Source organism: Clostridia bacterium (genome assembly GCA_034926675.1).
Lineage (GTDB): Bacteria > Bacillota > DTU025 > DTU025 > DTU025 > JAYFQW01.
The window spans coordinates 221,358-240,448 of record JAYFQW010000006.1 but is presented as its reverse complement, the minus strand read 5'-3'; the positions used below and the strand labels follow the sequence as shown (position 1 = coordinate 240,448).

Here is a 19,091-nt window from a genome sequence, read left to right as displayed (position 1 = left end):
GTGACTAGAAGCAACTCGAGTTACGCGCACCACGATAGTCTTGTCCAGGCATGCGTGCCCACTAGGATCGGAGAAGTCAGGTTTGAGGCAGGGGAGTTGGGCCTGAGAAGGATTGAGATGCCTGCGGTCGATAGTTCATCTCTCTCGCAGCTTCCAATCCCCAAGTGGATCGCGACCGCGAATCTGAGCCCGCGCATGACCCTAGAGGATCTGGGCCTGGCCTCGCGCCCTACAGAGGTCGCCCAAGGACAGGCAGTGGGCGTCGATAGTCCGGATGGCGCGGGGGAGTCGTGTGACCCAGCTGACCTGCTCGTGACTGTTGGACGGGACATCAGGCTTTTCTTCGAGGGAGAGCTTGCACCCAGTGCGCTTTGGTTTGGCTATCCGGTCGATCTCTCCTGGTGTTCTGGGTTTGCCCGCGGCGTTATGGAGGGTATGAGGCAGATCCGACCTGGAGAAACGTCCACCTACGGAGCCCTCGCCTCTTCCGCCGGCAAGCCCCGCGCGCCGCGCGCTGCAGGCGCAGTAGTGGGAGCTAACCCATTGGGTCCAGTGATCCCGTGTCACAGAGTGGTCGGAGCTGGCGGGAGGCTCACGGGGTACGGAGGCGGGCTACCCATGAAGGCCGCACTCCTCTGGCTGGAAAGAAATATGCTCACGGGTGTGCGGGGCCTTCCACATGCAGTTCTGAAACCGGGACAGCGCAATTGATCGGAGCAAACCGGGTAAACAACTCAGGCAAATCAATCCCGATGTTGACATTATCAACATCGGGATTTATAATCTGAACCAAGAACGGTGACGGGAGGCGAGTGCGGTGCGTAAGCGGGAAGTTCTCGGGCAGTGTCCCGTGTGCGGCGAGAAGCTCGACGTTACCCGACTCACCTGCAAGAGCTGCGACACAGTTATTGAGGGGCGCTTCGATGTCTGCAAGTTCTGTGCGCTTGGGCCCGAGCAGAGGAGTTTCGTCGATGTGTTCATCAAGAATCGCGGAAGCATCAAAGACGTCGAGAAGGAGCTGGGCATCTCTTACCCAACGGTCCGGAACAGGCTCGACGCAGTGATTGTCGCGCTTGGCCACAAGGTCGATAAGGACGATGATCCAGACGACGCGCAACCTGGCGCAGTGGCGAAGAGAAAGGACATAGTGGAGGCGCTCGCAAGGGGCGAGATCTCCGCAGATGAAGCGGTTCAGCAGCTGAAGGGCAGATAACACCTAGGGGGGCGGGCTTTCATGACCGAAGAGCGAAAGATGATCCTTAACCTCCTCTCCGAGGGCAAGATCAGTGCTGAAGAGGCGGAGGAACTCCTCGATGCATTGGGGGACGACGCTGTAGCACTGACTGACCTCAGTGGGCATGGTGAGGAACAGCGACAGGATGACAGACAGGGCCACGGCCATGGCCAATGGCAGCTGCCGATGTCGGGCCGCATCTCCGACGAGCTTTCCGAGCGCCTTTCGAAGGTGGCCGGGGAGATGGCTGAGGCGGGGCAGGAGATCCCAGCTCGCCTGTATCGGGCGTTTGAATCGATGGCCGGGGCCATCGGCCGGGCGAGTCGCACTATCGGGGTCCACGCAGAGCGGACTTTCGAGGGCGAGATATCTGGCGAGCGTGGGCTGTCTGCAATCGACTTCAGTGCTCTCAATGGCAGCGTCAAGGTGGCTGGCTGGGACAAGGCCGGTTACCGGGTGACTGTCAGAGCCTCAGTGCGTGGGGCGGAGAGCCGCGCTGCTGCGGAGCAGAGTCTTGCGTCCGAGGCAAAACTCCTGTTCGAGGGTGGACGGATGTCCATCGAATGCAAGGATAGGAGTCTCCTCGATTCCATGTCCATAGAGGCATATGTGCCCTCGCAGATGGGCGGCGACATCACATTGTCAACCCGGAATGGATCGGTTACCCTGGAGAAGGTTCAGGCGGGCAGGGTGGAAGCGCGATCAAGCAACGGACGGGTGACGCTTGATGCCCTGAAGGCCGTCAGCGTGAATGCATCTGCCCACAATGGCGCCATGAATGCATCTGGGGGCCTGGGCGATGCGACCCTGGAGTCTGCTAATGGGAGCGTATCCATGATTCTTGCGTACGAGTCCGCTGGGCGTGTGCGGATCAGGACTGCCAATGGGAGCATTCGGGTAATAGCGCCGAGAGCAGGCGCAGTAGTCTACGAGATCGCTGCTGAGACCGCCAACGGCACTGTCAAATCGTCGATTGAGGGCGCGCGGGTGGAAACGGAGAGAGAGAGCAGCTGGGGACGCATGAGGCGCCTCCGGGTCATGACCCAGGGCGATGAGGGCGGCCCGAGAGTAGCTGTGGACGCTTGCGCCACAAACGGTTCCGTTACACTGGAGAACGCCTGAACGCGAGAGGGGGAAGCGGTATGCAGGAGGACGGAAAGCGAATACTCGAGATGGTCCGCGACGGGAAGCTGACGGTCGACGAAGCCCAGAGAGTCTTCGATGCCATGGAGCCAGAACGTGATACGGCCCGCGCTGCCGCGCCAGATGCGCCTGTGAGGTTCATGCGGATTCGGGTAAAGGATGAAGATGGCGCCAGGGTCAACCTGAATGTCCCGGTTTCACTTGCCAAGGTGTTCTGGCGATTCGTTCCGAAGGAGACGGCTGCGCGGCTGGCAGAGGAGAATGTGGACATCGACACGATTCTCGCTGCGGTGATGGAAGGTGCGCAGGGGAAACTGGTTGATCTGGACACTGAAGACGGGACCAAGGTGGAGATCAGCGTTGACTGATGCCATGGAGGCATGTGCGCGCGAGGCATCTGGCGATGGCGGCGGCGCGCTGCGATCATTGGGCGTCGACCGTTGCCTAAGAACAGTGGCAGGATTGTGGAAGACGGTACTAGAATAATGGTATGATGCGGGTTGTGGGGGGTGTCGTGATCATGGAGAGGCGGCTATACAGATCGGTTCGCAACCGCATGCTCGGAGGCGTGTGCGCAGGGCTGGCGCAGTATCTGGGCACTGATCCCACCGTGATTCGGCTTGCGTGGGTGGCGTTGTCGATCTTCACTGCAGGGTTCCCAGGCGCCCTGTTGTACATTATCGCCTGGATAGTTATTCCTGAGGAGCAGATCTGATTCGCCGCTTGCAAGCGGGAGCAGCATGTTTGGCAAGATGAACGGCGGGAGCGAGGGATTTCGATGAGCTGGAACAATGATGACCGCGGCGGGCTGCCTGGATGGCTTGTGAAATGGCTGATCAACGCGCTGGCGCTGTTGATCGTCTCGTTCATTCCGTATGGCCATGGCAGGCTTGTGGAAATCGATGGGGCCGGGGCGGCCCTGATCGCCGCAATGGTGCTTGGGATTGTGAACACCTTCATCAGGCCGATACTCATGTTCTTTAGCATCCCCATGCAGTTGCTCACGTTCGGCATGTTCACGTTTGTGGTCAACGCAGCCATGTTGCTTCTGGCATCGTGGCTTATGGGCAGCAGTTTCAATGTGCCGGGCTTTTGGGCGGCAGTGCTCGCCTCGATACTGCTGAGCCTCACCGGAGGCGCCCTGAACTCCATAATCAGAGGGGATAGGCACTGATTGGTTAGGTTGGTCGCAATTGATCTAGATGGCACGATGCTGCGGTCTGATGTCACAATCTCTGAGCGAACCCGTGAGGCCGTAAAGGAGGCTCGCGCCCGCGGGGTTATGGTGGCTGTCGCTACGGGGAGGATGTACCGCTCTGCACGGCTGCTCGTTTCCGGGCTTGCCCATGATCTGCCGATAGCTGCCTACAACGGCGCCCTGATACGGATGAGCGGCTCTGGCGAAACCCTTGCATCCTCTCCGGTTCCCGTGGATGCCGGGGAGCGCATTGTCAGGTTCATGTGGGATTGGGGCATCGCGTTTCAGGGCTATTTCAATGATGAGCTTTGGGCGCCGCGTGCTTCTGCAAGGTCCGATTCCTACGGCATGCGCTACGGCGTGAGCGTGCATGTTCTGAATGATGTGGACGAGTTCGTTAGGCGTGAATCCCTCAAGTACCTTGTGATCGACGACCCGGCGAGGATTCCATCTATAAAGGCCGCACTGGAGAGTGTGGCCGGTCCCGACCTTCGGCTGATGCGTTCGAAACCTGACATGATCGAGATCGTGAACTCCAGCGTGTCGAAGCTGACCGCCTTACGTCATCTTGCGCAGATGTGCGGAATATCGATGAGTGAGACGATGGCCATAGGCGACCAGGAAAACGATATTGAGATGATCCGCGGCGCTGGCCTAGGAGTGGCTGTTGGAAACGGGGAGGCAGAGGTCATTCAGGCCGCCGACTGTGTCGTGGCGTCGAACGACGATGACGGAGTTGCAGAGGCCCTGGAGCGATATGTCTTGCTTCGGCGCTGAGCCCTGTCCCATTCAATATCCCACAAAACCACGTCCCGCGCAGGAAGGGTAAAGTCCGCGCGGGACGAATTATCTCAGTGTCGTGTATCACATAACCCTATGGAGCTGGGGTGGGAGTGGAGGCCATGATCCGATCATTCGCCGTTCTCGCTGGTGCAAACCCTGTCCAAGTCATGACCACGATCGCGGATATTCTCATCGTAGCATTCATCATCTACAAGGTCATGCGCCTGTTCAAGGGCACGCAGGCCGTGTCGCTCATCCAGGGGTTGGCGATGTTGGTCGCGGCGTACGCGGCGGCCGAGTATCTGAGGTTCGACGCCCTTTTCTGGTTGCTTCGGCAGGTTACGACGATGACCCTAGTTGGGGTCCCCATCGTATTCCAGCCGGAGCTGCGTCGTGGGCTTGAGCGGCTCGGACGCGGGCGTCTGCTCGGCAGCGCCATGCGGGTCCTTGGCCCGGACGAGCGCAGGAGAGTGCTGGCAGAGGTGTCGAGGGCTGCCGAACTGATGTCGAGAGAGTACACTGGAGCCCTGATCATCCTGGAGCGGGAAACGGGCGTCGGAGATCTGCTTGATACCGGAATCTCCCTTGATGCTCAGGTATCGGCGGAGCTTCTCATGAACATCTTCACTCCCAACACACCGTTGCACGATGGCGCAGTCGTAATCAGGGGGAATCGAATTGTCGCTGCTGCATGTCTCCTTCCCCTCTCTGAACGGCAGGCGTATGGCAAGAAACTCGGAACAAGGCACCGTGCGGCGCTCGGGCTGAGTGAGCGCACAGACGCTGTAGCTGTGGTGGTATCGGAAGAGACAGGCGCCGTCTCAATCGCCAGCGAGGGTGAGCTTGTACGGGGGCTTGCTCCCGGGGCGCTCCAGGAGAGGCTATTTGAGGTGTTTGATGTGAACCATAAGGAGACCAAGTTTTGGAAGCCAAAGGGGGCGCACAAGCCATGAAGCCCGCCTCCATAATCCTCAAAGACCTTCCGACCAAGCTCTTGGCCTTGGCTCTGGCTCTAGCCATATGGATGGTGGCCATGGGAGAGAAGCAGCGTTCGGCAGCGGTCCAGAAGTTCGATATATCAATACAGGCGACCGTAGTGGCGAGGAATGTCCCAGAAGGCCTAATCGTCACGTCCCCTCCATCAGTGGTCGCTCTCAGGCTTCGGGGGCCTAAGGAACTGGAGTCTGCCACTGCGGAATCGGCCGGGGCAGTGATCAACCTGGCTGGGAAGGAAGCGGGGCAGCATGTGATTGCTGTGGAACCCGAGATCCCGAACGGGGTGGAGCTCGTCCGTGCGTCTGACAGTAGAGTTACTGTAACTCTGGAACGGCGCGTCTCTGTCGCGTTTCCCGTGGAAGCCGCTGTGCTTTGCGGCGAGGCTGGATTGCCTGCGGCAGCGGGCGCGGAACAGAGCGCCGCTGTGTCAGCCGTGCCGGCGGAGGTGACGGTCGAGGGCCCGGAGAGCACAATCGGAAGAGTAGCGAGAGCAGTGGCGGTCGTGAAACCTCCGGAAACTGTGGCAACAGTGATCCTCCTCGATTCCCACGGGCAGGCCTTATCGGGGCTGGCCGCGTACCCCGCGACGGTCACAGTCTCGGCTTCTCCTCCTGCAGCGCAGGTCGACAGTGAGCGGGCGGGAGAGGGTGAGAGCACTGCCCGGCCGCCTGCGACTTCTCCCTCAATACCCGCTGTTCCATAGTGATGCTCTGAATGGTAGAATCAAGCATGGATGAGCGATCATCCTAATGCTGTGGTCGGAGGGCTGGTATAGTGGGCACATTGTTTGGCACCGATGGCGTGAGGGATGTCGCTAACCGCGGCCTCACGCCTGAACTCGCTTATAGGCTGGGAAGGGCAGGCGCTGTCTCTCTTCCCAACGATGGCCGACATCGGCCTGTCCTCGTTGTGGGAGGCGACACTCGCAGATCCACGGGAATGCTTGAGGCCGCAGTTGTGGCCGGCATCAACTCGGCGGGCGCGGACGCGCTCCGCGTCGGTGTGGCGCCGACTCCAGCGGTGGCATATCTCACCGTTTCAATGGAAGCTGACGCGGGCATTGTGATCTCAGCCTCGCACAACCCGGCTGAGTATAACGGCATCAAGTTCTTCGGCCCGGACGGGTTCAAACTGCCTGATGCTACTGAAGACGAGATAGAATCAAGGGTTCTGGCAGGGTACCATGGACAGCCTGGTCAGGCCAGTATCAGCGAGGATGATGGTCTTGCAAGGCCAGATGGAGGCGGTGTGGGGGAATCCCGGGAGATCGCAGACGCAGTGGAGAGATATGTCAGGTTCGCCGTCGGCACCGCCAAGGCGAGGCTTGATGGCCTGCGCGTGGTCCTCGATTGCGCAAATGGCGCCTCCTCCATCACCAGCCCCCGGGCGTTTCGCGCCCTTGGCGCCGAAGTCGTGACCGTGCACGACTCTCCAGATGGCGTGAATATCAATGTGAGCTGCGGGTCCACACACCCGGATGCGCTTGCCCGGGCTGTGGTGCAAAACGGAGCTGACATTGGGTTCGCTCATGATGGCGACGCGGACAGGGTCATCGCCTGCGACGCTGATGGGAACCTCGTAGACGGTGATCAGATAATGGCCATGTGCGCCTTGCACCGTGTTGCTATGGAAGAGCTCCCCGGGTTGGCGGTTGTGGCCACCGCGTACAGCAATCTGGGGCTTACGCATGCTCTGAGATCCGCAGGATGTGAACTCGTGGTTGCGAAAAATGGCGACAGGTATGTATTGGAGGAGATGCGCAAGCGCGGACTGGTCCTTGGGGGGGAGCAGTCTGGGCACATAATACTCCTGGACAAGACTACGACTGGAGATGGACTCATCACTGGAATTGAGGTGGCGGGGCTCGTGGCCGGGAGCGGCAAACCCCTCTCAGCCCTGGCTCGGGTGATGACCAAGCTTCCCCAGGTGCTTGTGAACGTGGGTGTGGCGAAGAAGGACGAATTCGGCTCGTCCGCGCGGATAGGCACGGCCATAGAGGAGGCCCAAGCGGCCCTGGGCGACTCCGGAAGGATCATGGTGCGTCCATCGGGAACCGAGCCTCTAGTGCGCGTGATGGGTGAAGGTGCAGATGAGCAGAGGGTCCGCGCGTTGGTGGAGGGGCTGGCCCGCGTAATCCGCGAGGAGCTTGCATAGGCGGGGCAGCATGACCTGGCATGCCCCGGTTGACGAGGAGGGTTCATGCCTGTGTGTGGAATAATGGGGTACGCAGGTGGAAGGCCTGCAGCTCCGATACTTATCGAGGGACTTGGCAAGCTCGAATACCGGGGATACGATTCAGCAGGGATCGCAGTATGGAACGGCATCGACATGGCGGTGATGAAGAGCGCGGGCGCGCTCTCGAACCTCGCGGGCATCGTCTCCCGTTCATCGATATCGGGCAGTACGGGAATCGGACACACCCGATGGGCTACCCATGGCCGGCCATCCTGCGAGAACGCTCATCCCCAGGTCGACTGTTCGGGCCGGATCGTGCTTGTCCACAACGGCATAATCGAAAACCACGCAGAACTGAGGGAGCAGCTCATATCCAGGGGCCATGTCTTCCGATCAGAGACTGACACGGAAGTTCTGCCACATCTGATTGAGGAGTGCTCTGGCGAGGGCCTTGAGAAGGCGGTCCGCAGGGCAGTCTCTCACGTGCGTGGATCCTACGCGCTTGCCGTTATGGATGCGGCCGAGCCCGGCCTGATCGTGGCTGTGCGAAAGGATTCCCCCCTGGTGGTTGGACTCGGACATGGAGAGAACTTCGTGGCATCCGACATTCCGGCCTTGCTGGGGCAGACTCGGCGTGTGCACATACTCGCCGATGGCGAGATGGCGTCGGTGCGAGCGGATGGAGTGCACCTGCAGGATATGCAGGGCAATGAGATAACCAGGGACGTCTTCGATGTGACGTGGAACGCGCAGGCCGCGGAGCGCGGAGGCTACGCCCATTTTATGCTCAAAGAGATCCACGAGCAGCCCACGGCGATCCGAAATACTCTTGCGGCCCGGATCGATGAGTCCACGGGCCGTGTCAACTTGGCCGAGGCGGGGCTCGACACCGCACTGGCCAGATCCCTCGACAGAGTGATCGCCATCGCCTGCGGCACGGCTTCATACGCGGGTCAGGTTGGGATGCGCGCTGTTGAGGAGCTTGCGAGGGCGCCTGCCCACTGCGAGCTTGCCTCGGAGTTCCGCTACAGCGACCCGCTAGTCGACGAAGGCGCTTTGGCAGTGGTCATCAGCCAATCAGGGGAGACTGCCGATACCCTGGCAGGCCTCAGAGAGGCCGTCCGCAGGGGCGCGAACGCGATAGCGATCACCAATGTGGTAGGATCGACAGTCGCGCGCGAAGCATCTCGTGTGGTGTACACCTGGGCCGGACCGGAGATCGCCGTGGCGTCCACGAAGGCCTACACGGCTCAGCTTATCGCGCTTTACCTCCTAGCAGTGGATCTGGGCGCCAAGAGGGGCACACTGGGCGATGACCGTGCTAGAGCCCTTGTTCGGGAGATGTGCGAGTTGCCTTCGAAGGTGGAGTGGATTCTCGGCTCAGTGGAGCAGAGGGTGCGGAAGCTTTCCGAGGAGTTGGTCCATGCAGATCACGCCTTCTTTATTGGAAGGGGCCTGGACTTCGCCAGTGCCATGGAAGGCGCGCTGAAGATGAAAGAGGTCTCCTACATCCATGCAGAGGCATATCCAGCGGGGGAACTCAAGCATGGTCCGCTCGCTCTGGTAAGCCGTGGGACTCCCGTCTTTGCCCTGTGCACCCAGGAACGACTCGCCGAGAAGATGCTCTCGAATGTGCAGGAGGCAGCCGCTAGAGGGGCGAGGGTGATTGCCATCTCGATGGATGGATGCGATGGAGTCGGCAGGCTCGCCGATGAGGTGCTGCGCGTGCCCAGGACCGATCCGCTCCTTGCACCTGTGCTCACTGTGGTTCCCATGCAGCTTCTGGCTTACTATGCCGCGTGCGCCCGTGGCACAGATGTCGATAAGCCACGCAACCTTGCAAAATGCGTGACGGTGGAGTAGGAGTTGGAGCTCAAGGGGGTCGGGCAGTGTGGGCGAGGGTGTGGTTGGACTGGGCATTGACATCATCGAGATCGACAGATTCGTTCGCATGGCGGGGGAAGGTATGGCAGGCGCCGCGTCGCGCATTTTCACCGACGGCGAGCTTGGAGACTCCCGGGCCGGACGCCCGGATTTCCTTGCATCCAGGTTTGCCTCGAAAGAAGCGGTGATGAAGGCCATCGGCCGGGGCATGGGGAGCATCTCCTTCACGGATATTGAGGTAGTCAGCAGCGGGGCGGACGCTCCGGAGGTCCGCCTGTTTGGGTCTGCTGCAGAATGGGCAGAGAAGGCCGGGGTTTCCCGTATCCTGCTCTCCATCTCGCATTCACGGGACTACGCGTGCGCATCCGCCGTTGCACTAGGAGGTGTTTCCAACGAGGCTGGTTTGTCCTTCTGAGATGCAGGAGATCGACAGGGCGGCCGCAGAGAAGTACGCCATGCAGAGCATTGCACTGATGGAGAACGCAGGCGCTGCTGTTGCCCGCGTCGTGCTTCGGGTTGCGGCTGAAGCTCGGCCAGGAGGCTCTGAATGCCGTTTCCCCAAGCAAGGCCGCGGAAGTGGGAGGCTCTTCGTCTCGGTGTTTTCAGGCAGGGGCAACAACGGCGGAGATGGGTTTGTGGCTGCACGACACCTCATCGCCAGTGGCGCGGATGTGGCCATTTACGTAGTGGGGGAGCTCGATGGGATATCAGGCGACGCCAGAACCAACCTTGACATTCTGACCAGGATGGACGCGAATGTTGTGGCCCTATCCGATGAGGCGTCATGGTCGGCGGCTGAGGCCTCTCTGGCCAGATCGAGGGTTGTGGTCGATGCAATCCTCGGGACCGGGGCGCGCGGAGGCCTCTCAGATGTGGTGCTGCGGGCGATCGGTTTGATACGCGATTCCGGAGTTCCTGCCGTAGCGGTGGATGTCCCCACCGGAGTGGACGCTCTAACAGGGGAAATTCGATACGGCTGTGTCACCGCCCATACCACAGTGACATTTGGGCTTCCCAAGATCGGCCTGGTCACGTTCCCAGGAGCATCGCATGTTGGACGCATTCTCGTAGATAGGATAGGCTTGCCAGGTCCATTGCTGGGGGAATCTGAGGCAGCGGTCAGCCTTACTACTCCCGAGGATGTTAGCTCAGCACTTCCACGGCGGACTCCATACGCTCACAAGGGCGATTGCGGGCGAGTGCTCGTTGTGGCGGGGTCCCGAGGAATGCCGGGGGCGGGTGTTCTGGCGGCCTTGTCTGCACTCCGGGCCGGCGCTGGCATCGCCTATCTCGCTGCACCTGATGAGGTGACCAGTCGGGCGTGCGCCTATGCTCCGGAGGTCGTGCTGAGGCCGATGCCCGGCACGTCCGCAGGTGGAATTTCAAGTTCCGCCATTGACATGATTCTGGACGAGTGCGGGAAATGCCAGGCTGTGGTTGCCGGTCCGGGGCTTACTGTGTCAGATGACATCGCTGCGGTCCTCAATGCTCTCGTGGAGCGCTGTCCCGTCCCTCTGGTCATCGACGCAGACGGGATCAACGTGTTGGCGGGGAAGGCAGATGTGGTCGCGCACTCTGCATCACCAGTGGTTCTCACTCCCCATCCTGGAGAGCTTGGCCGTTTGCTTGGGGCCAGCGCAGATGAGATAAACAGGCACAGGCTCGAACGTGCGCGCGCCGCGGCGGAGGCATCAGGTGCAGTAGTGGCGCTGAAGGGCGCAAGGACAGTGATAGCCAGATCTGACGGGCGCGTGTATGTGAACCCGACCGGGAACCCCGGAATGGCCACTGCAGGATCAGGCGACGTTCTTGCCGGAGTCATAGGCAGCCTGATAGCACAGGGGTCGACGCCATTCTTGGCAGGGATATGCGGCACGTACGTTCACGGTCTGGCCGGCGATATCGCACGGCGCCAGGCTGGGCAGCATGGAATGATCGCAGGGGACATCCTAGGCCGTCTTCCTCAGGCGCTCTCGCAGGCCGCCGATGCGCCGGCGGAGCTATGGTCGATGATGCCGGTGGCGTGCATAGATTCGGAGGGCGGTGACTCAGGCTGCTAGGACCATATCAGCCGGGCATGAGGCCCACGTGGGTGGAGATTAACACCACGAATATCGCGAACAACCTCAAGCGCGTGAAGGCGGCGGTTCCATCGGGAACACATATCATGGCGGTTGTTAAGGCGGACGCCTACGGGCATGGCGCCGCGCCAGTCGCCATGATATCCCTGGAACAGGGCGCGTCGTTCCTAGGCGTGGCACTGCTTGAAGAGGGAGTAGCGCTTCGGAGAGCCGGGATCGCAGCCCCGATTCTCTTCATGGGTGCGTTCTTTCCCTGGCAAGCGCCTGATCTGGTCAGGTTCGGACTCACCGCGACGGTCGCATCCGTCGAGTCGGCCGAGTGCCTGTCGGATGCAGCAGTAGCCTCTGGGCGCAGGGCGAGAGTTCACATCAAGGTTGACACGGGAATGGGCAGGATAGGGCTTACGCCAGCCGATATCCCAGGCCTGGTGCGCCGGGCCTCGCGCCTTCCAGGCATCGACATCGAGGGCATCTTCACACATCTTGCGTGTGCCGAGTGTAATCAGGCCATGACTCTCCGGCAGCTTGAGCAGTTTCACGACCTCACGGAGAGCCTGAGGGCTCAGGGCTATTCCATTCCACTGAGGCATGCCGCCAACAGCGCTGCCGCTCTGGCCGTGCCGGAATCCGCGCTCGACATGGTTCGAGTGGGCGCTGCGCTGTACGGGCTTTCGCCCACTGGCGCCACACCGCCAGGACCGGAGTGGGCGCAAGCGATGTCTTTCCATACAAGGGTGGCGTATGTGAAGGCCGTGCCTGCGAACACCACTGTCAGCTACGGCGCTGCCTACGTTTCCCGCGGCCCGGAGGTCATTGCCACTCTCCCGGTGGGCTACGCCGATGGCTACTCGAGGTCTCTCTCCGGCAAGGCCGAGGTCCTGTTGAACGGGGAGAGGCGCCATGTGGTGGGAAAGGTCTGCATGGACCAGATTATGATCTCGCTGCCCCTTGACGCTCATGTGGAGGTCGGCGACGAGGTCATTCTCATGGGTTGCCAGGGCGATGATACGATCTACGCTGAAGATCTGGCAAGGTGGACAGGAAGCATCGGATATGAGGTAGTGTGCGGGATTAGCAAGCGCGTGCCAAGGGTGTACGTTGGCGGTCGGGAGCAGGAGCAGCAGTGAGGAAATACATCCAGGCGCAGCCAGCAGCTCCTCTAGTTGACAGTGACAATGGCGCGCATATATAATCTGAGTACATACGAGTATATATCATCGAGCATGACTCGCGCGGGGGGATGGGCCATGGCTGAACTACGCAAGATCATAGTCAGCGTTCCATCAGGCCTCTTGGATGAGGTTGACCTGTTCGTGAGGAAGGAAGGACGCAACCGAAGTGAGGTGGTGCGCGAGGCGATGCGGATGTACCTGAAAGAGCACGCCAGAGCGGAGCTCCGCGAGCAGCTGAGAGACGGATATCTCAGGATGGCGTCTGTTAACATCGATGCCGCGCGCGAATGCGCGGTTGCCGAGGAAGAGGCATTTGCGGGCTATGAGCGGTTCCTGGCAGGTGACTAGGTTGGACGTGAAGCGTGGCGATGTGTTCTATGCGGACCTCAACCCTGTGATCGGCTCAGAGCAGGGAGGAATACGTCCAGTTCTCATACTCCAGAATGACATTGGAAACTACTACAGCCCAACCACCATTGTTGCTGCGGTCACCTCCCGGATCAAGAGGGCAAAACTGCCCACCCATGTGGAACTGCCTGCAGGAGAGGGTGCGCTCACAGTCGATTCAGTGATACTCATGGAGCAGCTACGCACTATTGATAAGGCCAGGCTCCGCGACAGAATATGCAGGTTGGATGATGAGACGATGAAGCGAGTTGTGAGGGCAGTTGAGATCAGCCTCGGGCTCATCGAGATCTGACCGGGCCGTGCCGGGCTGCACTGAACCACTATTCATTGCACTGCCAGAGGGTCTGGATCACTGCGCACAGAGGTGATACGAAGTTGAGGCCAGTCTGTGTCGTGTCTGCTGATTTCGAGGCAGAGCCTAAGGAAAGATGCATGCTCGGCGCTGATTACGTCAAGGCGATTCATAGAGCTGGAGGGCTTCCTCTAATCGCTCCGCCGGTTCTCGATTGCGCGGATCCAAAGGAGGCGGCGATGCGCACATGCGAGGTCGCAGGCGGTCTGGTTCTAACAGGTGGAGCGGATCTGAATCCGCGTCTCTTCGGCCAGTCTCCCCACCCGTCGCTTGGGTCCATCAGTCCTGTTCGTGATGAGTTTGAGATCGCGCTCGCGTCTGCTGCTCTGTCTATTGGGCTTCCCATCCTTGCCATTTGCCGTGGGATGCAGGTCCTGAATGTGGCGGCAGGCGGCGGCCTGATCCAGGATATCCAGTCGTCCTGCCAGGGCGCCCATGCACACGCCATCTCCGCCCCCAGATGGCATCCCACGCACTCGGTGTCAGTGGAACCCGGATCTGCGCTTTCGCGGATCCTCGGCGAAGGCGTGGTGTGGGTGAACAGCTTCCATCACCAGGCGGTCCAGCCGGTCGCGCCGGGCTTTGAGGTTACGGCCTGGGCGGATGATGGAATCGTGGAAGCCATCGAGAAGCCCGGGGCCCATTTCGTTATCGGGGTTCAGTGGCATCCGGAGAGCCTCGTGGAGAGACATCCGGAGTTTTTGAAATTGTTCAGCGAATTTGTCAGAGCTGCACAAGGGATGTGGTAGAATGGGCATTCCATCCGAGACTCTTGTTTCGCTGTATAGAGGCGAGCTGGTGGAGAGTATACACAGAGGGCATGTTGCTGTGGTGGATTCCTCCGGAAGGATACTGCACCACGCGGGCGATCCGCTGTATGTCACCTACTTTAGGTCGTCAGCCAAGCCGCTTCAGGTCCTCCCGATCATCCAATCAGGCGCGGTGGAGAGGTTCGGGATAACCACTGAGGAAGTGGCTGCAATGTCAGCATCCCATCACGGTGAGGACATGCACATCGCTGCAGTTGCCAGCATCCTGGCCAAGATCGGGCTTTCCGAATCGGACCTGAGGTGCGGGAGCCATCAGCCGATCAACTCTCAGCAGGCGGCGAGAATCATCCGAGATGGGATTTCCCTATCCCCGGTGTTCAACAACTGCTCGGGGAAGCACGCGGGAATGCTGGCCTATGCTGTCCACAAGGGATATCCGACCGATGGCTACTTCCAGCGTGACCATCCAGTGCAGGTCGACATGTGGGAGGCCGTTTCCCAAGTGTGTGGTCTCCGCAAGGAGCGCGTCATACGGGGTGTAGACGGGTGCGGGGTAGTTGTGTTCGGGATGCCGATAGCCAATATGGCGTACGCTTATGCCAGAATGTCGAGGCCAAGCAGCTTGCCGGCTATATATCGCGAGCCTGCGCGCCTCGTGGTTGAGGCCATGCTCCGGTATCCGAACATGATTGGCGGCACTCAGGATTTTGGGTCCAAGTTGATGCGAGGCGCGAATGGGAGGATCTTTGCCAAGGGAGGCGCGGAAGGCCTGTTCTGCCTCGGTCTGCCTGAACTCGGGATCGGCGTGGCTGTGAAAATCGAGGATGGCGGGGCAAGAGCGCTTCCCACAGCTGTGATGGAGGTTCTTCGGGAGATCGGGGCCGCAGACGAAAAGATGCTGACGGCGCCGGATACCGCGGTTGAGCGTCCGATCCAGAATCACAGAGGCGACGCTGTGGGAAGGATGAGTGCCTGTTTCTATCTGCACGAGTTCTCTGGCGCCTTAACGGGTTGTCAGGTTGGCTGCGGCGAAGTATAATCTACGACGTTATGCTGTGTGAGTGCCAGTGGCGCCTCAGTGTGGGCGACATGTCGGGCTAATGGTGGTGCCTGTAGATGAGCGCGGAAATGCGGATCGTATCGCATTCGCCTGCTGAGACCGCCGCCATAGGATGCGGACTTGGCAGGCTTCTCGACGCTGGCGACATTCTGTGCCTCGCCGGTCGTCTTGGGGCTGGCAAAACGTGCCTTGCCAGAGGAATATCCTCTGGACTTGGCGTTGACCCATCCGAGGTATCGAGCCCCACATTTGTGCTGGCGCAGGAGTACAGGGGCCGAGTGCCTGTGTACCATCTGGACCTGTACAGGCTTTCGTCGGCCGAGGATGTGGAGAACGCGGGGCTCGACGAGTATTTCGGCGGGAACGGGGTCGCTGTCGTGGAGTGGCCTGAAGCATATGGGCTGTTGGAAGGGTACGATCATCTCTCGATTCGAATAGAGCCTGGCCCGGATGATGACTCGCGTGTACTAGTGTTTCGGCCTCAGGGCGGTAGATACAGGCGTATCTTGGAGGAGATGCAGTCTTGCTGACTCTTGCCATAGACACTTCGACTATGGTCGGAGGCGTCGCGCTGCTTGATGACGATATCCTCGTCGCTGAACAGATAATGAATGTGAGTGTCGCTCATTCCGAGAGGCTCATGTCCTGTGTGGAATCGGTCATATCCGGAGCAGGCATTGTCCCCCGGGATATTGGCGCCATAGCCTGCGGCATCGGCCCTGGATCCTTCACTGGAGTTCGCATCGGCGTGTCGGCCGCCAAGGGAATGGCATATGCACTTGGGGTTCCGATGGCGGGAGTGTCCGCCCTCGATGCTCTGGCATACGGACGCGGAGGCGGGTGCTCCGCCATCTGGTCGCTGATTGACGCCAGGCATGAACGGTGCTACTCTGCGTCGTTCAGGCCACTCACGCCGTGGGGCGTTGCCGAACAGATCAGCGACTATGCTATCATGGACGTGTCCTCGGTTGTGGATGCCGCGCGGGCGATGGCGCACGACGGTGATCGGCTGCTCTTTGTGGGCGACGGGGCCATTGCGTACGGTGACTCTATCCTGTCCGCCATGGGGGATCGTGGTTCGGCGCCGCCGCCGGCTTTCGCGATTCTCAGGCCTGCCCAGGTCGGGTTGCTCGGCCGTCACCTGCTGTTATCAGGGCTCGGGCAGGACCCACGTCACTTGGCGCCGATGTATCTGCGAGCCTCAGAGGCTGAGATCAAGCAGAGGCAGGGAGGAAAGCGCCCATGCGGCCAACAGCGGAGCTTATGACCATCGCTGATGTGGATAGAGTGGCCGAGATCGAACGGCTTTCCTTCAGCAGCCCATGGAGCAGTGACGCGTTCATCGATGAGCTCACGCGAAACGATCGAGCCGTGTATGTTGTTCTGAGAGGGACGGACGGGGAGGCTCAGGGTTACGGCGGAATGTGGCTCATATTCGAGGAAGCGCACGTCACGAATGTCGCAGTGCACCCCGATTTCCGCAGGCGCGGCGTGGGAATGGCCATTATGCTTTCTCTCATGTCAATGGCTGCGCGACGCGGCATCGTTCGCATGACGCTGGAGGTGAGGGCGTCAAATGCTTCTGCTCAGGCCCTCTATGAGAAGCTCGGCTTCGTTTCTACGGGAATACGACCAAGGTACTACCTTGATAACCTGGAGGATGCCATGGTGATGTGGCTCGACGATCTCCCCATCGCGCTCCAGGCAGCGGGCCATTGCCAGACCGATTCAAGCTGTGCTGATGTGGGGAGGGTTCGGCTTGGCTCGTGACGAGGCACTCGTTCTGGGTATCGAGACTAGCTGCGATGAAACCTCCGCTGCGCTGGTGAGAGGCGGCCGGGAACTCCTTTCATGCGTGATCTCCTCTCAGGTGGAGGTGCATAGGAGATTTGGAGGAGTGGTGCCTGAGATCGCATCCAGGCGGCACGTGGAAGCGGTGATCCCCGTGATTGAACAGGCCCTTGAGCGCGCGGGGATCGGCCTTGCGCAGACGGGCGCGGTGGCGGTCACCAGTGGGCCAGGGCTTGTAGGGGCCCTTCTTGTAGGGCTCTCGGCTGCCAAAGGGATCGCGTATTCCATTGGTGCACCATTGGTGTGCGTGAATCATATCGAAGGTCACATATACGCGAACTTCCTGGCTCACCCAGGGCTTGAGCCGCCGATTCTGTGCCTTACAGTGTCAGGTGGGCATACGCAGCTTATCGCCATGCGGGCGCACGGCGCCTATGAGACACTCGGGCGCACCAGAGACGATGCTGCGGGCGAGACCTTCGATAAGGTGGCCAGAGTCATGGGACTGCCGTACCCCGGAGGGCCGGAGCTGGAGAAACTGGCGCGGGAGGGTGATCCCGAAGCGATCCCGTTTACACTTCCGCAGGTTCACGGGAGTCCGTTCGATTTCAGCTTCAGTGGGCTCAAGACTGCGGTGATCAACTATCTCCACAGCGGTGTGCAGCGTGGCGAGGATGTGAACCTTGCTGATGTGGCCGCAGGGTTCCAGCGTGCGGCCATTTCCCATCTTGTGTCGAAGATAGTGCCTGCTGTTGCTATGACCGGGATGCGTACGCTGGCAGTATCAGGAGGCGTGTCGGCGAATGCGGCTCTGAGATCAGCTTTGAACGACCTGGCGTCGAAGCATGGGATCAACGTGGTCTTCCCGCCCTTGGAGCTGTGCACAGACAACGCAGCCATGATCGCGTCTGCCGGGTACTACAGGCTGATCAGGGGAGATGTGTCGTCACTATCAGCGAACGCGGTTCCCGGCGCCAAACTCGGCTCTCCGCAGGGCAATGCGGAGCCCCGCAGTTAGGGAGGATACACGAATCTGCTGTCGAACTAAATCGAGTAGATCTGGGCCGTGAGCCCGGGGAGTAGTGGAGATGCCTAAGGAGTCGATTCGGAGAAGAGAACGCAGGAAGTCCGGTTCGCGATGGTTCATCGCCTTGCTTGTGGTCCTGGCGATAGCAGCAGGCATTGTGGGAGTAGGTTGCTATCTCCTGCTTCGTTACACCCGGTTCCCCGTTACGGGATCATCATTCAACATCCTGCTGATAGGGGAGGACAAGAACTACACCAGAAGCGGCGCAGCCGTGTCCACTGCCGGACGGATGGATGCAATCATGTTGATGGTGGTTCCCAGAGACGGAACAGGGGCCACGCTGGTATCCATCCCCAGAGACACGCTGGTGAGATTTCCAAGCGGGGGAGTGCATCGGATCAATGCGTCGATTGTGACAGGCGGAATTGAACTCGCCCGTTCGTGCGTATCCGATCTGGTGGGCCTCCCGGTCCATCGCTACATGGCTATCGACTTCCAGAGCTTCATCGAGGTGGTTGATGCGATGGGCGGCGTGGAGATCGCGGTCGACAAGCGCATGAATTACGAAGACAAGGCCGGCGGCTATGATCTCGACCTCAAGCCCGGCGTATACCACATGGATGGCGAAACCGCACTGAAGTACGTGAGATTCCGCCACGACGCCCTAGGCGACATCTCCCGCGCCGGCAGGCAGCAGCAGTTCCTGAAGGCCATTCTGAAGGAACTCGCAACCTGGGACGGGGTTCGATCTTACCGCACTATTCTGAAAGTGCTGCAGGAGTATACACGCACTGATCTCACCACGGAGGAGATGACCGCAGTCGGGTGGCGTTTTCGCTCACTCGATTCCACAGCGGTCGACTCAGCGACCCTTCCCGGGCGTTTCAAGGGAGCCTACTGGGAGCCTGACCGGGAAGGCATCGAGGCCATGGTCAATTCGATCATGAGCAAATCGGCGAAATGATGGGCTTTCGTGGGCGGCCGCGTACGATAATGCGTAGGCGGGCCGGGGAGATC

The 19,091-nt window shown here is 60.2% G+C and carries 23 protein-coding genes; all 23 read left to right on the top strand.

What is annotated here, in order from left to right; genetic code table 11:
- The 23 genes from VB144_03400 (at position 1) to VB144_03290 (ending at position 19,038) form a co-directional block, all read left to right on the top strand.
- Entirely contained in the window at positions 1–711 is a 711-nt protein-coding gene (locus VB144_03400) for an MGMT family protein (GenBank protein MEA4882704.1), read from the top strand.
- 106 nt (positions 712–817) lie between these two features.
- Complete coding sequence (locus VB144_03395) at positions 818–1,213, top strand: DUF2089 domain-containing protein (GenBank protein ID MEA4882703.1); 396 nt, start codon at positions 818–820, stop codon at positions 1,211–1,213.
- Between the two features lie 21 nt (positions 1,214–1,234).
- Complete coding sequence (locus VB144_03390) at positions 1,235–2,356, top strand: DUF4097 family beta strand repeat-containing protein (GenBank protein ID MEA4882702.1); 1,122 nt, start codon at positions 1,235–1,237, stop codon at positions 2,354–2,356.
- Between the two features lie 20 nt (positions 2,357–2,376).
- Positions 2,377–2,745 (top strand): hypothetical protein, encoded by a 369-nt coding sequence (locus tag VB144_03385; protein MEA4882701.1) that lies wholly within the window; start codon positions 2,377–2,379, stop codon positions 2,743–2,745.
- Positions 2,746–2,897: 152 nt separating this feature from the next.
- The gene (locus tag VB144_03380) at positions 2,898–3,092 is read left to right on the top strand and encodes a PspC domain-containing protein (GenBank protein ID MEA4882700.1); all 195 of its coding nucleotides are present in this window, start codon (positions 2,898–2,900) and stop codon (positions 3,090–3,092) included.
- A gap of 63 nt (positions 3,093–3,155) precedes the next feature.
- A complete protein-coding gene (locus VB144_03375; protein MEA4882699.1) occupies positions 3,156–3,551 on the top strand; it encodes a phage holin family protein in 396 nt (131 codons plus the stop codon).
- On the top strand, positions 3,552–4,352 hold the full coding sequence (locus VB144_03370; protein ID MEA4882698.1) for a Cof-type HAD-IIB family hydrolase: 801 nt from the start codon (positions 3,552–3,554) through the stop codon (positions 4,350–4,352).
- Between the two features lie 125 nt (positions 4,353–4,477).
- A complete protein-coding gene (gene cdaA, locus VB144_03365; GenBank protein ID MEA4882697.1) occupies positions 4,478–5,311 on the top strand; it encodes a diadenylate cyclase CdaA in 834 nt (277 codons plus the stop codon).
- Positions 5,308–6,057 (top strand): hypothetical protein, encoded by a 750-nt coding sequence (locus VB144_03360; protein ID MEA4882696.1) that lies wholly within the window; start codon positions 5,308–5,310, stop codon positions 6,055–6,057. Before cdaA ends, VB144_03360 begins: the two co-directional genes overlap by 4 nt.
- A gap of 71 nt (positions 6,058–6,128) precedes the next feature.
- A complete protein-coding gene (gene glmM, locus VB144_03355) occupies positions 6,129–7,508 on the top strand; it encodes a phosphoglucosamine mutase (protein MEA4882695.1) in 1,380 nt (459 codons plus the stop codon).
- A gap of 51 nt (positions 7,509–7,559) precedes the next feature.
- Positions 7,560–9,392, top strand: a complete 1,833-nt coding sequence (glmS, locus tag VB144_03350) for a glutamine--fructose-6-phosphate transaminase (isomerizing) (protein MEA4882694.1) — start codon at positions 7,560–7,562, stop codon at positions 9,390–9,392.
- A 28-nt stretch (positions 9,393–9,420) separates the two neighbouring features.
- Positions 9,421–9,828: a holo-ACP synthase gene (acpS, locus tag VB144_03345; protein ID MEA4882693.1), complete on the top strand. Its 408-nt coding sequence runs from the start codon at positions 9,421–9,423 to the stop codon at positions 9,826–9,828.
- Position 9,829: 1 nt separating this feature from the next.
- A complete protein-coding gene (locus VB144_03340) occupies positions 9,830–11,473 on the top strand; it encodes an NAD(P)H-hydrate dehydratase (GenBank protein ID MEA4882692.1) in 1,644 nt (547 codons plus the stop codon).
- A 32-nt stretch (positions 11,474–11,505) separates the two neighbouring features.
- Positions 11,506–12,621 (top strand): alanine racemase, encoded by a 1,116-nt coding sequence (gene alr / locus VB144_03335; GenBank protein ID MEA4882691.1) that lies wholly within the window; start codon positions 11,506–11,508, stop codon positions 12,619–12,621.
- Between the two features lie 120 nt (positions 12,622–12,741).
- A complete protein-coding gene (locus VB144_03330; GenBank protein MEA4882690.1) occupies positions 12,742–13,014 on the top strand; it encodes a ribbon-helix-helix protein, CopG family in 273 nt (90 codons plus the stop codon).
- A gap of 1 nt (position 13,015) precedes the next feature.
- Positions 13,016–13,366 carry a type II toxin-antitoxin system PemK/MazF family toxin gene (locus VB144_03325; protein ID MEA4882689.1) on the top strand — a complete coding sequence of 117 codons (351 nt, stop codon included), beginning with the start codon at positions 13,016–13,018 and terminating at the stop codon, positions 13,364–13,366.
- Between the two features lie 83 nt (positions 13,367–13,449).
- Complete coding sequence (locus VB144_03320; GenBank protein MEA4882688.1) at positions 13,450–14,175, top strand: gamma-glutamyl-gamma-aminobutyrate hydrolase family protein; 726 nt, start codon at positions 13,450–13,452, stop codon at positions 14,173–14,175.
- Position 14,176: 1 nt separating this feature from the next.
- The gene (locus VB144_03315; protein MEA4882687.1) at positions 14,177–15,235 is read left to right on the top strand and encodes an asparaginase; all 1,059 of its coding nucleotides are present in this window, start codon (positions 14,177–14,179) and stop codon (positions 15,233–15,235) included.
- Between the two features lie 77 nt (positions 15,236–15,312).
- Positions 15,313–15,786, top strand: a complete 474-nt coding sequence (gene tsaE / locus VB144_03310; protein ID MEA4882686.1) for a tRNA (adenosine(37)-N6)-threonylcarbamoyltransferase complex ATPase subunit type 1 TsaE — start codon at positions 15,313–15,315, stop codon at positions 15,784–15,786.
- Positions 15,780–16,523, top strand: a complete 744-nt coding sequence (gene tsaB / locus VB144_03305) for a tRNA (adenosine(37)-N6)-threonylcarbamoyltransferase complex dimerization subunit type 1 TsaB (GenBank protein MEA4882685.1) — start codon at positions 15,780–15,782, stop codon at positions 16,521–16,523. The genes tsaE and tsaB overlap by 7 nt, the downstream gene beginning before the upstream one ends.
- Entirely contained in the window at positions 16,499–17,026 is a 528-nt protein-coding gene (rimI, locus tag VB144_03300) for a ribosomal protein S18-alanine N-acetyltransferase (protein ID MEA4882684.1), read from the top strand. The genes tsaB and rimI overlap by 25 nt, the downstream gene beginning before the upstream one ends.
- Complete coding sequence (tsaD, locus tag VB144_03295; GenBank protein ID MEA4882683.1) at positions 17,016–18,065, top strand: tRNA (adenosine(37)-N6)-threonylcarbamoyltransferase complex transferase subunit TsaD; 1,050 nt, start codon at positions 17,016–17,018, stop codon at positions 18,063–18,065. Before rimI ends, tsaD begins: the two co-directional genes overlap by 11 nt.
- A gap of 70 nt (positions 18,066–18,135) precedes the next feature.
- Entirely contained in the window at positions 18,136–19,038 is a 903-nt protein-coding gene (locus VB144_03290) for an LCP family protein (protein MEA4882682.1), read from the top strand.
- The last annotated feature ends 53 nt before the right edge of the window (positions 19,039–19,091 follow it).

Excerpts from the sequence above, each read along its gene's own strand:
- VB144_03390 (MEA4882702.1), top strand. The coding sequence starts at position 1,235 with ATGACCGAAGAGCGAAAGATGATCCTTAACCTCCTCTCCGAGGGCAAG.
- VB144_03385 (MEA4882701.1), top strand. The coding sequence starts at position 2,377 with ATGCAGGAGGACGGAAAGCGAATACTCGAGATGGTCCGCGACGGGAAG.
- VB144_03380 (MEA4882700.1), top strand. The coding sequence starts at position 2,898 with ATGGAGAGGCGGCTATACAGATCGGTTCGCAACCGCATGCTCGGAGGC.
- VB144_03375 (MEA4882699.1), top strand. The coding sequence starts at position 3,156 with ATGAGCTGGAACAATGATGACCGCGGCGGGCTGCCTGGATGGCTTGTG.
- cdaA (MEA4882697.1), top strand. The coding sequence starts at position 4,478 with ATGATCCGATCATTCGCCGTTCTCGCTGGTGCAAACCCTGTCCAAGTC.
- VB144_03360 (MEA4882696.1), top strand. The coding sequence starts at position 5,308 with ATGAAGCCCGCCTCCATAATCCTCAAAGACCTTCCGACCAAGCTCTTG.
- VB144_03340 (MEA4882692.1), top strand. The coding sequence starts at position 9,830 with ATGCAGGAGATCGACAGGGCGGCCGCAGAGAAGTACGCCATGCAGAGC.
- VB144_03330 (MEA4882690.1), top strand. The coding sequence starts at position 12,742 with ATGGCTGAACTACGCAAGATCATAGTCAGCGTTCCATCAGGCCTCTTG.
- VB144_03315 (MEA4882687.1), top strand. The coding sequence starts at position 14,177 with ATGGGCATTCCATCCGAGACTCTTGTTTCGCTGTATAGAGGCGAGCTG.
- tsaE (MEA4882686.1), top strand. The coding sequence starts at position 15,313 with ATGAGCGCGGAAATGCGGATCGTATCGCATTCGCCTGCTGAGACCGCC.
- rimI (MEA4882684.1), top strand. The coding sequence starts at position 16,499 with ATGCGGCCAACAGCGGAGCTTATGACCATCGCTGATGTGGATAGAGTG.
- VB144_03290 (MEA4882682.1), top strand. The coding sequence starts at position 18,136 with ATGCCTAAGGAGTCGATTCGGAGAAGAGAACGCAGGAAGTCCGGTTCG.